This is a genomic window from Streptomyces aidingensis, from assembly GCF_900112355.1.
Taxonomy (GTDB): Bacteria; Actinomycetota; Actinomycetes; order Streptomycetales; family Streptomycetaceae; genus Streptomyces; species Streptomyces aidingensis.
Genome location: NZ_FOLM01000002.1, coordinates 88147 through 102463 on the forward strand (window position 1 = coordinate 88147; position 14317 = coordinate 102463).

General features: G+C 73.4%; 11 protein-coding genes, 2 tRNA genes and 1 riboswitch. Of the genes, 1 reads left to right on the forward strand and 12 read right to left on the reverse strand.

Annotation, left to right across the window (positions count from 1 at the left end):
* Positions 1-54: 54 nt before the first annotated feature.
* The 11 genes from BM242_RS04965 to BM242_RS05015 form a co-directional block, all read right to left on the reverse strand.
* Positions 55-139, reverse strand: a tRNA-Leu gene (locus BM242_RS04965).
* A gap of 226 nt (positions 140-365) precedes the next feature.
* Positions 366-1691 carry an SAM-dependent methyltransferase gene (locus BM242_RS04970; RefSeq protein WP_093837428.1) on the reverse strand — a complete coding sequence of 442 codons (1326 nt, stop codon included), beginning with the start codon at positions 1689-1691 and terminating at the stop codon, positions 366-368.
* A 174-nt stretch (positions 1692-1865) separates the two neighbouring features.
* Positions 1866-3239, reverse strand: coding sequence for an NAD(P)/FAD-dependent oxidoreductase (locus BM242_RS04975; RefSeq protein WP_093837429.1), 1374 nt, complete (start codon positions 3237-3239; stop codon positions 1866-1868).
* A gap of 428 nt (positions 3240-3667) precedes the next feature.
* Positions 3668-4663 carry a Ppx/GppA phosphatase family protein gene (locus tag BM242_RS04980; protein WP_093837430.1) on the reverse strand — a complete coding sequence of 332 codons (996 nt, stop codon included), beginning with the start codon at positions 4661-4663 and terminating at the stop codon, positions 3668-3670.
* Complete coding sequence (locus BM242_RS04985) at positions 4660-5259, reverse strand: DUF501 domain-containing protein (protein WP_093837431.1); 600 nt, start codon at positions 5257-5259, stop codon at positions 4660-4662. Before BM242_RS04985 ends, BM242_RS04980 begins: the two co-directional genes overlap by 4 nt.
* Positions 5260-5382: 123 nt before the next feature.
* Positions 5383-5892, reverse strand: coding sequence for an FtsB family cell division protein (locus tag BM242_RS04990; protein ID WP_093837432.1), 510 nt, complete (start codon positions 5890-5892; stop codon positions 5383-5385).
* A gap of 176 nt (positions 5893-6068) precedes the next feature.
* Positions 6069-7349, reverse strand: a complete 1281-nt coding sequence (gene eno / locus BM242_RS04995) for a phosphopyruvate hydratase (protein ID WP_093837433.1) — start codon at positions 7347-7349, stop codon at positions 6069-6071.
* Between the two features lie 315 nt (positions 7350-7664).
* Positions 7665-8330: a LysM peptidoglycan-binding domain-containing protein gene (locus BM242_RS05000; protein ID WP_093837434.1), complete on the reverse strand. Its 666-nt coding sequence runs from the start codon at positions 8328-8330 to the stop codon at positions 7665-7667.
* A gap of 4 nt (positions 8331-8334) precedes the next feature.
* Positions 8335-8531, reverse strand: a riboswitch (cyclic di-AMP (ydaO/yuaA leader).
* A gap of 238 nt (positions 8532-8769) precedes the next feature.
* Positions 8770-9984, reverse strand: coding sequence for a LysM peptidoglycan-binding domain-containing protein (locus BM242_RS30725; protein ID WP_093837435.1), 1215 nt, complete (start codon positions 9982-9984; stop codon positions 8770-8772).
* Positions 9985-10184: 200 nt separating this feature from the next.
* On the reverse strand, positions 10185-11483 hold the full coding sequence (locus BM242_RS05010; RefSeq protein ID WP_093837436.1) for a cytochrome P450 family protein: 1299 nt from the start codon (positions 11481-11483) through the stop codon (positions 10185-10187).
* A complete protein-coding gene (locus BM242_RS05015) occupies positions 11440-13041 on the reverse strand; it encodes a sensor histidine kinase (protein WP_093837437.1) in 1602 nt (533 codons plus the stop codon). The genes BM242_RS05010 and BM242_RS05015 overlap by 44 nt, the downstream gene beginning before the upstream one ends.
* A 190-nt stretch (positions 13042-13231) precedes the next feature.
* Here BM242_RS05015 and BM242_RS05020 point away from each other — a divergent pair.
* Positions 13232-13304, forward strand: a tRNA-Gln gene (locus BM242_RS05020).
* A 48-nt stretch (positions 13305-13352) separates the two neighbouring features.
* On the opposite strand, the gene BM242_RS05025 is transcribed toward BM242_RS05020, so the two are convergent.
* Positions 13353-14153 (reverse strand): protein kinase, encoded by an 801-nt coding sequence (locus BM242_RS05025; RefSeq protein WP_093837438.1) that lies wholly within the window; start codon positions 14151-14153, stop codon positions 13353-13355.
* Positions 14154-14317 lie beyond the last annotated feature (164 nt).

The following is a 14317-nucleotide window of genomic DNA, read 5'->3' on the forward strand; positions in this document are numbered from 1 at the left end:
CGCGGCAGTGACGGCGATATCCGGACGTTGTTGCTGGTCACGGCCTGGGAGAGGTGGTGCCCGGAGCCGGACTCGAACCGGCACGGCCACCAGGCCAGCGAGTTTTAAGCTCACCGTGTCTGCATTCCACCATCCGGGCACAGTTCCCCAGGCCGTTCCGGACATCGGTGTCCTGCCGTAACTGTTCAGAAGCTTATCGTCAGGTCCCGGTCCAACCACCGTGCCGCAAAACAATGTTGTCCGATTTTATGAGTTCCTGATGGGCAGTCAGGGGCTTCCTGGCAGGTGCGAGCGGGGTGCGGCACACGCCGGCACCGGGGGTGCCTTCGGGAATTGACGTGAAACAACCGTCCGGAGCCGGTCGGCTACTGCCAGGTACGGGGGCGCAGCGGCAGACCGGAGCGCCCCGATCCGGTGGTGCGCACCGCGAGCACCTGGTTGACACCGATCTGCGCGCGTTCGAAGGCCAGCGCCGAGGCCGCCATGTAGAGCCGCCAGATCCGCGCCCGGGGCGCCCCGGCCAGCTTCACCGCGTCCTCCCAGGACTCCTCCAGATTCCGCACCCAGGCGCGCAGGGTCAGTCCGTAGTGTTCACGCAGTGACTCCAGATCGCGGATCTCGAAGCCGGCCTCCTCCAGCAGGGAGACCGTCCGCCCGACCGGGGACAGCTCGCCGTCCGGGAACACATAGGAGTCGATGAACGGGCTGAGCCGGTAGCCGCGCTCGTCGGTCACGGGCGGCCGGGCGATCTGGTGGTTGAGCAGCCGCCCGCCGGGACGCAGCAGCGAGTGCAGCCGCCGGGCGTACTCCCGGTAGCGGGCCTCGCCGACATGTTCCGCCATGCCGATGGAGGCGATGGCGTCGTACGGGCCGTCCGCCGTCTCCCGGTAGTCCTGTACCCGGATCTCGGCCCGGTCGGCCAGCCCGGCCTCCTCGATCCGGCGGCGGGCCAGCGCGGCCTGCTCGGCGGAGAGGGTGATGCCGACCGCGCGCACCCGGTACTCGCGCACCGCGTGCAGCACCAGCGAGCCCCAGCCGCAGCCCACGTCCAGCAGCCGGTTGCCCTCGCGCAGCCCCAGCTTGCGGCAGACCAGATCGAGTTTGGCCCGCTGGGCAGACTCCAGATCGGCGCCGTCGCCCCAGTAGGCGCAGGAGTACACCAGGGTGGGGCCCAGCACCCGGGCGTAGAACTCGTTGCCCACGTCGTAGTGGTGGCCGACCGCCTGCCGGTCGCGGTCCCGGCTGTGCCGCAGCCCGCTACGGTGGCGGAGCTCCTCGCGCGGCGGGGGCGGGGGCAGCCCGGGACCGGCCAGGGCAAGCAGCCCGGCCGCGGCGGCGAGCCGTTCCCGCGCCGCACGGTCCCCGGCCGGGCCGGGGCCGGCCCCGGCCGGGACGGCGGCGGGATGGTGCCGGGACGGCTCGCGCTCCCAGACCAGCCCGGCCAGGTTCTGGAGGGCCAGATACAGATCGCCCTCGATGTCCAGTTCCCCGGCCACCCAGGCGCGGGCCAGGCCGAGTTCGCCCGGCCGGTACAGGATGCGGCGCAGCGCGCGCCGGTGCCGCACCACCAGGACCGGGGCGTAGGGCTCGCCGGCCACCTCGCTGCCGTCCCAGGCGCGCAGCCCGAGCGGCAGCGGGGCGCCCAGCAGCACCTCGGCCAGATGGTGCAGCCGCTTCGCAAGCTCTGGCATGACGTCAAGACAACCACTCACGGGCTCCGGTGCGCAGCCCGGCCGGCCCGCCCGGCGCGGCGCGGGCGCGCCGGAGCCCGCCCGGACCGTGCCGCGGCCCGGCCGGGCGCCCCGGGAAGACATCCGGGAGGCGGCGCCCGGCCGGGCCGGTACGGTGCGGTGCGGCCGTGGCCGTCAGACGGCGGTCTTGTCCTTGCGCGGCTCGGCAGCGGCTGCCGCGGCGGCCACCGGCCTGGCGGCCTCGTAGAACTCCTCGCGCGGGTTCTCCATGGCGCCCAGCGAGACCACTTCGCGCTTGAGGAACAGCGCCAGGGTCCAGTCGGCGAAGACCCGGATCTTGCGGTTCCAGGTGGGCACCGCCAGACCGTGGTAGGTGCGGTGCATGTACCAGGCCAGCCGGCCGCGCAGCCGGATGTTCATCCCGCCGAACTTGATCATGGCGACGCCCTTGCGCAGACCGAGACCGGCCACCGCGCCCTTGTTGGCGTGCTTGTAGTCGGCCTGCGGGAAGCCGCGCAGCGCGGCGATCACATTGTCGCCGAGCCGCCGGGCCTGGCGCAGCGCGTGCTGGGCGTTGGGCGGGCACCAGTCGCCCTCGCCCGCCACCAGGTTGGGCACCTGGGCGTTGTCGCCGGCCGCCCAGATGTAGTCGGTGCCCTTGACCTGGAGGGTGGGCTCCACATCCACATGGCCCCGGGGTCCCAGCGGCAGGCCGTACTCGGCGAGCGTCGGGTGGGGCTTGACGCCGGCGGTCCACACGATGGTGCCGGAGTCCGCCTCGGTGCCGTCGCTGAGCACCACATGTCCGTCGACGCAGGACTTCATGGAGGTGCCGAGCAGGATCTCCACCCCGCGCTGCTTCAGATGCTCCCGGCCCCACTCGCCGAGCTTGGGGCCGACCTCGGGCAGAATCCGGTCGGCCACGTCCACCAGCAGGAACCGCATGTCCTCGCGCCGGATGGACGGGTAGTACTTGGCGGCGTCCCGGGCCAGGTCCTCGATTTCGCCCACGGTCTCCGCGCCGGCGAAGCCGCCGCCGACGAAGACGAAGGTGAGGGCCTTGCGCCGGATCTCCGGGTCGGTGGTGGAGTCCGCCTTGTCGAACTGCTCCAGCACATGGTTGCGCAGGCCGATGGCCTCCTCGATGCCCTTCATGCCGATGCCGTTCTCGGCCAGGCCGGGGATCGGGAAGGTGCGGGAGACGGCGCCGAGGGCGACCACCAGATAGTCGAAGGGCACCTCGTAGGCCGGACCGACCAGCGGGGCCACGGTGGCCACCCGGCGGTCCTGGTCGATCGTGGTGACCCGGCCGGTGAGGACCTCGGCCTTGGGCAGCACCCGGCGCAGCGGCACCACGACATGGCGCGGCGAGATGCTGCCGGCCGCCGCCTCGGGCAGGAACGGCTGGTACGTCATGTACGAGCGCGGGTCGACGACGGTGACCGTCGCCTCGCCGTAGCGCAGCTTCTTGAGAATGCGGCGCGCGGCATAGAGGCCGACATACCCGCCACCCACGACGAGGATTCGGGGACGCTCCGTGGTGCTCATGTCTTCGAGTATCCACCCGACCGGCGGGGGGTGCTCGTGAGGGTCTTCACAAGCTTCGAGCGCTTTCTGCTACACTCCGCCGCCCGCTGCCGGCCCGGCCGGTCCGCGGACCGCCGGACGAGTCCGGCTCGGGTCCCGCCACACCGCTTTGAACTGCGGCGACGCCCGGCCGACGGGGGCGGCGCGCCGGGCGTGCGGGCGGCCGTCACCCGGATGTCACCGGGCGGACATACCGCCCGGCGGGCCGGCCGGGGCCCGCAGGGGTTGAGCACCGGCCGGGGAGGCCGCGCCAGGGGCCGGGTGGCCCTCTTCTCATGTGAATAACTTCACGAAGTATTTCCGGGCCCCTCGGGCGGGTTTGCCCCCCGGCGCCCCGGATGTCCGCCCCGGATGCCGGCCCCCGCCGCCCGGCCGGACGGCGGGCCCGCTCAGCCGGCGGACCAGGCGATGCCGTCCAGGATGTCGTGCTCGCTGACCACGAGTTCGGGTGCGCCGAGATACTCCATCACCTGGTCCAGCACCATCGCACCGGCGGTGATGACATCCACCCGCCCCGGGTGGATGACCTTGCGGGCGGCCCGCTCGGCGTGCGTGGAGGACACCAGCCAGGCGGTCACCGCGGCGATCGCCGGGCGGTCGAAGCGGGAATGGTGCACGGCGCTCGCGTCGTACTCGTCCAGGCCCAGGGCCAGGGCGGCGACCGTGGTCACCGAGCCGGCCAGGCCCACCAGGGCGCGCGCCTCGTGCAGCGGCACGGTCCGCTCGGCCTCGGCGAGCGCGGCCCGCACATCGGCGGTGAGCGCCGACAGCCGGTCCGCGGTGAGCGGTTCCACCGGCCGGCCGTCCTCGGTGAGATGGCGCTCGGTCAGCCGGACACAGCCGATGTCCACGCTGCGCGCGGCCCGCACCCCGTCCCCCGGAGTGCCCAGCACGAACTCGGTCGAGCCGCCGCCGATGTCCACCACCAGGGCGGGCGCATCGGGCGCCGGCACCGCCCCGGCGCCGGCGAGTTCCCGGGTGGCACCGGCGAAGGACAGCCGGGCCTCCTCGTCGCCGCTGATCACCTCCGGGAAGACCCCGGTGATCTCGTGCACGCCGCGGGTGAACTCGTCCCGGTTCCCGGCGTCCCGGGAGGCGGAGGTGGCCACGAAGCGGGTGCGCCCGGGCGGCACCCCGTGCGCCCGGATCACCTCGGCATAGCGGCGGCAGGCGGCGAAGGTGCGCTCCAGCGCCTCGGGGGCGAGCCGGCCGGTGCGGTCCACGCCCTGGCCCAGCCGGACGATCTCCATCCGCCGGTCCAGATCGGTCAGGGTGCCGGCGGCCGGGTCGAGTTCGGCGACCAGCAGCCGGATGGAGTTGGTGCCGCAGTCGATCGCGGCCACCCGGACGGGCCCGGGAGCGGCGTCGGGGGCGGGGGCGGTCATGACAGCTCCTCCTCGGAACGCGACGGCCCCGCGGGGCCGTCCGGCAACTCGTGCGCGTTTTCACGAACCGGCGCGGGCGGGGCGGCGGCCGGCACGCACGGCCCCTTGCGCCACCACTCGGGAAGCAGCGCCAGCGCCTCGTCGCCGAGCGGGTTGACGCCGGGCCCGGCCGCCAGGGAGTGGGCGACCAGCACATGCAGGCACTTGACCCGGTCCGGCATGCCGCCCGCGCTGGGGAATCCGGCCAGCACCTCGATGGCGTCCCGGCGGGCCAGATAGTCCCGGTGCGCGCGGCGGTAGGCGGCGGCCAGCTCCGGGTCCCGGCCCAGCCGCTCGGTCATCTCCTTCATCAGTCCGCCGGACTCCAGGGTGCCGATGGCGGAGCCGGCGCGCGGACAGGTCAGGTAGTAGGTGGTCGGAAAGGGGGTGCCGTCCGGCAGCCGGGGAGCGGTCTCCACCACGTCCGGGTTGCCGCACGGGCAGCGGTGCGCCACGGCCCGCAGGCCGCGCGGCGGTCGGCCGAGCTGCTCCCGGCACGCCTCGATGTCGGCGTCGGTCGGCGGGGCCGGCTCGGTCTGCGGGGGCGGGGTTTCCATGCTGCGGGGCTCTGCGCTTCCGGCTCGAAGGATGAGGCCGGACCGGTTTCCGGTCCGGTCGGTACTGGCGGTACTGGCGGTACAGCGGTACGGGCGGTACGGGCGGGCCGCGGCGCGCCGGTCTCAGCGGGTGCGGGGATGGTCGGCACGGTCCACCGTGTCCCAGAGGTTGTCATACCAGGGCCGGCCGGCCGCGCTCCGGTCGCCGCGGTGCCGCCCGTCCGCCGCCCCGGCGCCGTCCTGCGGCCCCCCGGTCCCCGGCACGGTGAAGCCGATCTCACCGGGCCGCACATAATGCAGCCGGCGCCGGGCCTGCTGCTCCACATAGGCCGGATCCTGCCAGCGGGCCTTCTCGTCCCGCAGCTCCTCGACCCGCTCCCGGGTGGCGCGCTCCTGCCGCCGCAGCTCGTCGTTCTCGGCGCGCTGCGCGATGTACTGGCGCAGCGGGTAGGCCAGCGCGACCACCAGCGTGCACACCACCAGCGCCAGCAGGGCGGCCCGGCCGGTCAGCCGGGAACGGCGCGGCGGGCGGCGCAGCCGCCGGTTCTGCGCCCGGTAGACCCGGGCCGCGGCCTGCTCGCCCAGCACCCGCAGTCTGGTGGTCGTGGAGAATCTGCTCCGGCCCGCGGCCATGCGCTCACCCCTTGCCGACCTCGCCGGACTCGCCGGCCCTACTGACCCTTACCGGCCGCCGCCGGCCCCTGGCCGGCGGCCCCGCCGGGACGCACCCGTCCCCGGCCACCGTACGGGACGGCGGCCGGGGACGGGGTGAGGACCGGGCACGGCGGACGCCGCCCGGGCCCCGGGCGTCAGCCCTTGAAGCGCGGGAAGGCGCTGCGGCCCGCGTACACCGCGGCGTCGTCCAGGATCTCCTCGATGCGCAGCAGCTGGTTGTACTTGGCGACCCGCTCGGAGCGGGCCGGGGCACCGGTCTTGATCTGGCCGCAGTTGGTGGCCACGGCCAGGTCGGCGATGGTGACGTCCTCGGTCTCGCCGGAGCGGTGGGACATCATGCACTTCATGCCGTTGCGCTGGGCCAGCTCCACGGCGTCCAGGGTCTCGGTCAGCGAACCGATCTGGTTCACCTTGACCAGCAGGGCGTTGGCCGCGGCCTCGTCGATGCCGCGCTGCAGCCGCTCGGGGTTGGTGACGAACAGGTCGTCGCCGACGAGCTGGACCTTGTCGCCGAGGCGGGCGGTGATGGTCTTCCAGCCCTCCCAGTCCTCCTCGTTCAGCGGGTCCTCGATGGAGACCAGCGGGTACGCCTCGACCAGCTCGGCGTAGTAGTCGGTCATCTCGGCCGCGCTGCGCTGCTTGCCCTCGAAGGTGTAGACGCCGTCGCTGTGGAACTCGGTGGCGGCCACGTCCAGGGCCAGCGCGATGTCCTGGCCGGGGGTGTAGCCGGCGGCCTTGATGGCCTCCAGGATCAGGTCCAGGGCCTCGCGGTTGGAGGCGAGGTTCGGGGCGAAGCCGCCCTCGTCGCCCAGACCGGTGGACAGACCGCGCTCCTTGAGCACGGCCTTGAGCTTGTGGTAGACCTCGGCGCCCCAGCGCAGCGCCTCGGAGAAGGACTCGGCGCCGATCGGGGCGATCATGAACTCCTGGATGTCCACATTGGAGTCGGCGTGCGAGCCGCCGTTCAGGATGTTCATCATCGGCACCGGGAGCAGGTGCGCGTTGGGGCCGCCCAGGTAGCGGAAGAGCGGCAGGTCGGAGGATTCCGAGGCGGCGTGCGCGACCGCGAGCGAGACGCCCAGGATGGCGTTGGCGCCCAGCGAGGACTTGTCGGCGGTGGCGTCCAGGTCCAGCATCGCCTGGTCGATCAGCCGCTGCTCGGTGGCGTCGTAGCCGACCAGTTCCGGGCCGATCTGCTCGATGACGGCGAGCACGGCCTTTTCCACGCCCTTGCCGTTGTACCGGTTCTCGTCCTTGTCCCGGAGCTCCAGGGCCTCGAACGCCCCGGTGGAGGCGCCGGAGGGCACGGCCGCGCGGCCGGTGCTGCCGTCGTCGAGGCCGACCTCAACCTCGACGGTGGGATTTCCTCGCGAGTCGAGAATCTCCCGGGCTACGACGACGTCGATGGACGGCACGAGGTTCTCCTTCGTGTGGGTCAGTCATCAGCAGACCTGAGCCTAGCCGCCCCGGGGAGGCGCACTCGCCGTCCGTTCGGCCCCGCGCGGCGCCGACCGGCCGGACGACGGCCTTCCGGGAGACGTATCCGCAGGTCGGAGCGGGGAGATCTCATTTTGTTTAAGGACTGAAGAAAATCTGGTGGGCGTTCCGCCGGGCACCGGGGGACGGGCCTCGCCGCCCAGTCGGCGAGGACCCGGCCGCCCGGCGCCCGGCGGGGCCGCGAGGGCCGTCCCGGCCCGGCCCGAAGGAGAACCGGGCCGGGACGGGGGTGCTCAGAGGGTGAGCTGCTGGCCCGGGTAGATCAGGTTGGGGTTGTCGCCGATGACGTCCTTGTTGTCGGCGTAGATGTGCTCCCAGGCGGTGCCGTGCGCCTGGGCGATCTTGAACAGGGTGTCGCCGGAGACGACCGTGTACCGGTCACCGGTGGACTCCGCGGCCGGGGCCGGTGTGGTGGGCACGGCCTCCACGGTCACCTCGGCGGGGGCGGGCTCCTCGGCCTGCTCCACCGGGGCGGCCTCCTGGGCCTGGCCGCCGGAGGTGTCCACCTCGGCGGCCGGGCCGCCGGCGGTCAGACCGGCCCGGACACTGCACACCGGCCAGGCGCCGGGGCCCTGCATGGAGAGCAGCTTCTCGGCGGTGGCGATCTGCTGGTCCTTGGTGGCCAGGTCGGCGCGCGAGGCGTACTGGGTGCCGCCGGCGGCCTCCCAGCTCGACTGCGTGAACTGCAGGCCGCCGTAGAAGCCGTTGCCGGTGTTGATGGACCAGTCGCCGCCGGACTCGCACTGGGCGACGGCGTCCCAGGTGGAGACGGAGGCGGCCTGGGCACCGGTGGCGCCGATGACCGGAAGGGCCACGGCGGCGCCGGCCACACCGGCGGCGGAGACGAAACGGGTGGGCTTGGAGGGACGACGGTGACGGCCCTTGCCGGAGAACAGCATGGTTGTTCCTTCTCACCGACGCCTGCGAGGTGAGCTGTCGGGTTCGGGCGGTGAGTGCCCGGCCGGGGCGGAACGTCTGAAGAAACGTTTCGCCGTTGGCTTCACCCCAAGCCGTTCCGAACCGGCCGCGCTGGCTGCGCTGCCGTTCCGGACCGGCGACGTACCTGGGTCCCCCGCTCCTGCCTGCGGTGCTCGCTATGAACGTTGACATCTCCGTGGCCGGCGGCAGGACTCGGCGTTGACGGCCCGGAGCGCCCGTAGGGACGAGCGAGCGCGACACTAGATCGGGCCGGATCACGATTCAAGAACGATGAAGATCGAGTCTCCCGCGTCACTTGACTCCCATTGACACCCATCATCCCAGGTCAGACCAGATGTAAACGGTCAATCCGGGACGGAAAACTCCATCCCGGATCGAGACGATGGTCACACCGGCGGCTCACTCCAGATTGGCGCCGCGGTACTCCGTGGGGGTTTCCGCCGACTCGTCCGGGGTGTCCGCCGGCCTCTCCCCGGCGGCCTCCCCGGCGGTCTCTCCGGCGGCCTCCCGGGAGGAGCCGGCACCGCCCTCAGCCGCCGCCTCCGCGGCGGCTTCTGCCGGGGCGTCAGCCCCGGCCTCGCCGGCGGCCCCGTCCCCGCCCCGGGACTGACCCAGCACCAGCCGCTGCCCCGGAAGGATATGGTCGGGATTGTCCCCAATGACCGTTTCATTGGCCTCGTAGAGCGCGGTCCAGCCGCCCTCCACGGCGTTCTCGTCGGCGATGCCGCAGAGCGAGTCGCCCTCCCGCACCTCGTACTCCGTCACCCCGGCGTCAGCGGCGTCAGCGGCGTCAGCGGCGTCAGCGGTGCCGGCCCCGGCCTCATCGGCGGCACCGGCCGCTCCGCCGGCCTTTCCGGCCCCCTCGGCGGGCGCGGTGTCCTCGCCCCCGGCCCCGGTCCCGGCTCCGGTCCCGGTGCCGTCCTCGCCCGTGGCCCGGGGGGCGGCGCTCTCCGCCGCCCCGGCGGGCGCGTCCCCGTCCTCCGCACGGTCGGCGGCACGCCTGCCGGTGCCCGGGGCGTCGGCAAGCTCGGCGTCGCGCGGATCGGGCTCGCCGCGGTGCCGGCCGCCGGAGCGGTCCGCGGCCTCCTCCCGGGCCTCCTCGGCCCCGGAGCCGGTCAGCACCCCGGTGTCCGAGGCGGCGTCGGCGACGGCCTGTGCCGCGGCCTGCGCCGGTGAACCGGCCGGGGCCTCGTCGCCGGCGCCGTCGGCGGCGCCCTCACCCCGGCTGTACTCCCGCTGGAGCCCGCTGGTCAGCGCGCAGGACGGAAACGCCGCGGTGCCCTCGCCGGCCAGAATGCGTTCCGCCACGGTGATCTGCTGACTGCGGCTGGCCAGATCCGGCCGGTCGGCCAGCTCCTCGCCGCCGTACTGCTGCCAGAGGCTGAGCGGCAGCGCCAGGCCGCCGTAGTAGCCGTTGCCCTCGTTGGCGGTCCAGGTGCCGCCGGTCTCGCACTCGGCGACCCGGTCCCAGGTGGAGCTCTCCACCGCGGCCGCCGACCCCGCCGTCAGCAGTGGCAGTGCCACCCCTGCCACGCCTGCGCCGGTGACCCCGGCGGTGACCAGAACCTGCGGTGCCTGTCGGGGGCGGCGGTGGCGCCCATTGCCGGAAAGCATGACGACCAGTGGACCTTCCTCGGATCTTCGCGGCTCGCAGCAAGCCGCCTGGCAGCCCCGCACCACCCCGCCCAACCGGCCCGGAGACCCGGCCCGTTGCGAACACGGGTGCGGTTGACGGCAGAAGCTAGCCTGCTCTCCCGTCCGGTTACAAGCCGGTCCCGCACGGATCACGCGTAGATCACATTACTGAGGGAGCATCAGTTTTCGTCTTGTCCGAGTACGTGGGTTTGCGGGGTGAAAACAACGGGCAGCGCCCGCAATCCGCGCATAATCAGGCCACCCCGGCGCCGCAACTGGCCGGGGTCCACGGCCAGCCGCAGCTCCGGGAGACGGCTGAACAGCGTGCCGAGCGCCGTCCGGCCCTCCAGCCGGGCGAGCGGCGCGCCCAGGCAGTAGTGGATGCCGTGGCCGTAGCCCAGGTGCTGGCTGTCCTCGCGATGCAGACGCAGCGCGTCCGGATCGCGGAACCGGGCCGGGTCGCGGTCCGCCGCCGCCAGCACCACCAGCACCGGGTCGCCCGGCTCGATGCGCCGCCCGCCCAGCAGCAGCGGCTCGGTGGCGAACCGCCAGGTGGCCATCTCCACCGGGCCGTCCCAGCGCAGCAGCTCCTCCACCGCCGAGGCGAGCAGCCGCTCGTCCCCGGCCGCCGCGGCGGACCGGAACACCGCGCGCTGCTCCGGGTGCGTCAGCAGGGCCAGGGCACCGTTGCCGATCAGATTGACCGTGGTCTCGAATCCGGCGAAAAGCAGGATGAAGGCCATGGCCGCGGCCTCCTCCTCGGTGAGCTGCTCACCGTGGTCGGAGGCACGGATCAGGCCGGAGATCAGATCGTCGCCCGGCTGCCGCCGCTTGCGGTGGATCAGCTCGGCCAGATAGCCGCGCATGTGCTTCACCGAGCGCTGCACGCCGCCGCGTTTCCCCGCGGTGTGCAGCATCATCCCGGCCCAGGTGCGGAAGGAGTCCTGGTCCTCGGCGGGCACGCCCAGCATGTCGCAGACGGCGTAGATGGGCAGCGGGAAGGCGAAGGCGTCGATCAGATCGGCCTCGCCGTCCGCGGCGAAGCCGTCGATCAGCCGGTCGGTGAGGGCCTGCACCCGGGGCGCGAACTCGGCCACCCGGCGCGGAGTGAAAGCCTTGGAGACCAGGCGGCGCAGCCGGGTGTGATCGGGCGGATCGATATTGAGCAGATGGGTCATGAGATTGGCGCTGCGCTCGCCGGGGATGCCCACCCGGCCCCGGGAGTGCTCGGCCGCGCTGTGCCGGGCCGGATTCTTGCTCAGCCGGGGATCGGCCAGCGCCTGGCGGGCCTCGGCGTAGCGGGTGACCAGCCAGGCGGAGACGCCGCTGGGCAGCTCGGTCCGGTGCACGGGCGCGTGCTCGCGCAGCCAGGCGTACGCCGGATACGGATCGTCGGCGAATTCCCGGCTGAACAGCCCGGGGACGGGGCCGTGCTCAGGGGGTGACGGGACTGCTGCTGCCGGTGCCTGCTCGCTCATCGCTCCGTGGCTGGTCGTCATGGCCGGCGGTGCCGCACGGCCCGCCCTCCGTACCGTCGGCCGGCTCGGCCGCCGGCCCGTCCGCCGGTCCGGCGGCCCGCTCCGCGGCGGGGATGACCGCGGAGACCCGGAAGCCGCCGTCGTCGGTCGGCCCGGAGACAAAGCCGCCGCCCAGCGCGGTGACCCGCTCCCGCATGCCGACCAGGCCGTTGCCCCCGCTGGGCAGCCGGGCGCCGGGGCCGTCCGCCGCGCCGCCGCCGGTGGCCGGGGCCGCGTTCTGCACCTGGACCGCTATCTCGGCGGGCCGGTGGGCCAGCCGTATCCGGGTCGCCGCCCCGGCCGCGTGCTTGTGCACATTGGTCAGCGCCTCCTGGACCACCCGGTAGGCGGTGCCCTCCACCTGCGCGGCATAGCGGCGCGGCGTGCCCTCCACCGTCAGTTCCACGGCCAGCCCGGTGGCCCGGGACTGCTCCACCAGCGCCGGCAGCTCCCCCAGCCGGGGCCCGCCGCCGCCCGCGGGCGGGCTGCCGGCGGCGGCACCGGCCCCGGCCGCGCCGTCCGGCGCACCGCCCGGGCCGCCCGCACCGCCCCGCCCGTCCGGGCCGCCGGTACCGGTCCCGTCGTCCGCCCCGCCGGTGGCCGACGGGCCGGCCGCCGAGGAGGCCAGCGCGGCCAGCCGGGCGGCGGTCACCGCGCCGGACGGGGCCGGGCCGCGGTCGTCGGAGCGCAGCACGCCCAGCATGGTGCGCAGCTCGGACAGGGCCTGGCGGCCCATGTCGCCGATCAGCGCGGCATTGCGGGCGGCCTTCTCCGGGTCCTTGGGCGCCACCGCCTGGAGCGCCGCCGAATGCACCACCATCAGCGAGACCCGGTGCGCCACCACGTCGTGCATCTCCCGGGCGATCCGGGTCCGCTCCTCGCGGCGGGCCCACTCGGCGCGTTCCTCGGCGCGCTCGGCCAGCAGGCCGAGCTCCCGCTCCAGGCCGTCGGCGCGCTCGCGCAGCGACTCCACCAGCCGCCGCCGGGCCCTGGCATACATGCCGAACAGCACCGGCGGCACCACATGGGTCATGCCGAACATGGCGGCGATCACCAGCGTGAACCAGCCGGGCAGCGACTGCTCCTGATAGCCGCCGTCCTGGAGCAGATTGAGATAGGTGACGATCGTGGTGCCCACGCCCACCATGCCGGCCAGCGAGGCGGTGATCCGGCGCGGAGCCTCCGAGGTGGCCAGGGTGTAGAGGCCGATGAAGGCCATCAGCACGCCCATGGAGGCGGGCAGCACCGAGATGCCCACCAGCACCACCGCGACCGGCCACTGGCGGCGCAGCAGCAGCATCGCGCCGGCCAGCGCACCGGCGATCAGCACCGGGAGGACCGGCAGGCCGGTGCGGTCGGCGAAGCCGATCCCCTGGAGGGCGCTCTCCAGGGCGGAGAAGAACGCCAGCACCGCGTCGAAGACCACGCTGCGACGCCGGGGCCACCACCACAAGGAGCCCTGCGAGGGCTGGGCGCGGCCGTGCCCTCCGCCGTCGCGCTCCGCCCCCGGTTCCCTCATGGGGACCAGAGTACGGGTAGGGTCCACTCGGTTTCAGCGGGGTTTCGGCCCGCCCGGCAACGCGGCGGTGACCGCCGGGCAACGGCCCGGCGGCGGCGCGGTGCGGGCCCAAGGGCGTCGCGGGAGCGGCGGATCGACTGGCATAGTGTGGAGAGGCAAGCCGCCTGACGGACGAGGGTGGACTTGACTTTCCCCTGTGGTGTAATCAGGCAGCACAATGGGTTTTGGTCCCACAGGTTCAGGTTCAAATCCTGACAGGGGAGCCCTTTCCGCCCCACCCGCGCGCCCCGCCGGGCCCGGGCCCGGGCCCCTCACATGATCTTGGTGATCCCCCGGTACCGGGCCCAGGCTTCGATGGCATCCGCCATGGCCGCGAGCCACGACTCCTCGGGCTTCCGCATCGCCCGCACCCGGATCATCCGCGCGTACGCCACGGCGAACGCGTCAATCGCCTTCGGATCCGCCCACGCCCACGCCGGACACCCCGCCGCCCACGCCTCGGCCTCCTCGGGCGAGTGCCCCGCCGCGACGAGCTGCACGACGAACATCGCCGGGTCGATGAAGGCGGCACCCTGGGTGGGCCAGGACCAGTCCACCACCCATGACCGCTCTGCTCCGATGAGAAAGTTGCCTTCATTGATGTCCGTATGAAGGAGGGCGTCGCCCTTGAACAGGGCGGCGGCTCCCTCGTCGGCCCACCAGTCCCAACGAGTCTCCGGCCAGTCACGGACCACGCCCGGCAGCCCCAGCCTGCCGATGCGGCAGAGAAGATCCACGACGATCGGCAGGTCGGGCGAGCCCGGCGAGAATTCGGTGCACCGGGCCTCGATCGCCTCGAAGCCGATCGCGATCCACTCCTCGTCCTCCGCCGTCCACAGCAGCGCCGGGGCGAGCGACCGGACGAACGGATTGATCGCCTTCTCCCGCAGGATCTGGTCCCGCCGCCCACCCGGCCGGTTGCGCATCGCCTTGACGAAGAACCGCTCGCCCTCCCCGACCACCACCGCCGCAAGGTCCGTGGCGAACCCCCGTGCGGTCGGTCGGATCTCGGTCACCACTCCGGTGTGCGGACGGAGAAGCGCCCGGAAGCCATGGCCAGGATCAATCGTCATGGTCCTGACTCCTCGGGTTCACACTTGCCACCGGAAGCTTCCTTCAGTAGTTGCCGCCATCTTCCAGGACCTTCCCGCTCCTTGTGTCCGCGGTGTGCCGTTGCGGACGGCGGCCCGTGGTCACGACCAGCGGATGCGCGCCCGGGTACCTCCGCAGCACTCCG

Coding starts and splice junctions, on each gene's coding strand:
- BM242_RS04970 (WP_093837428.1), bottom strand. CDS start 1,691: ATGCCAGAGCTTGCGAAGCGGCTGCACCATCTGGCCGAGGTGCTGCTG.
- BM242_RS04975 (WP_093837429.1), bottom strand. CDS start 3,239: ATGAGCACCACGGAGCGTCCCCGAATCCTCGTCGTGGGTGGCGGGTAT.
- BM242_RS04980 (WP_093837430.1), bottom strand. CDS start 4,663: ATGACCGCCCCCGCCCCCGACGCCGCTCCCGGGCCCGTCCGGGTGGCC.
- BM242_RS04985 (WP_093837431.1), bottom strand. CDS start 5,259: ATGGAAACCCCGCCCCCGCAGACCGAGCCGGCCCCGCCGACCGACGCC.
- BM242_RS04990 (WP_093837432.1), bottom strand. CDS start 5,892: ATGGCCGCGGGCCGGAGCAGATTCTCCACGACCACCAGACTGCGGGTG.
- BM242_RS05000 (WP_093837434.1), bottom strand. CDS start 8,330: ATGCTGTTCTCCGGCAAGGGCCGTCACCGTCGTCCCTCCAAGCCCACC.
- BM242_RS30725 (WP_093837435.1), bottom strand. CDS start 9,984: ATGCTTTCCGGCAATGGGCGCCACCGCCGCCCCCGACAGGCACCGCAG.
- BM242_RS05010 (WP_093837436.1), bottom strand. CDS start 11,483: ATGAGCGAGCAGGCACCGGCAGCAGCAGTCCCGTCACCCCCTGAGCAC.
- BM242_RS05015 (WP_093837437.1), bottom strand. CDS start 13,041: ATGAGGGAACCGGGGGCGGAGCGCGACGGCGGAGGGCACGGCCGCGCC.
- BM242_RS05025 (WP_093837438.1), bottom strand. CDS start 14,153: ATGACGATTGATCCTGGCCATGGCTTCCGGGCGCTTCTCCGTCCGCAC.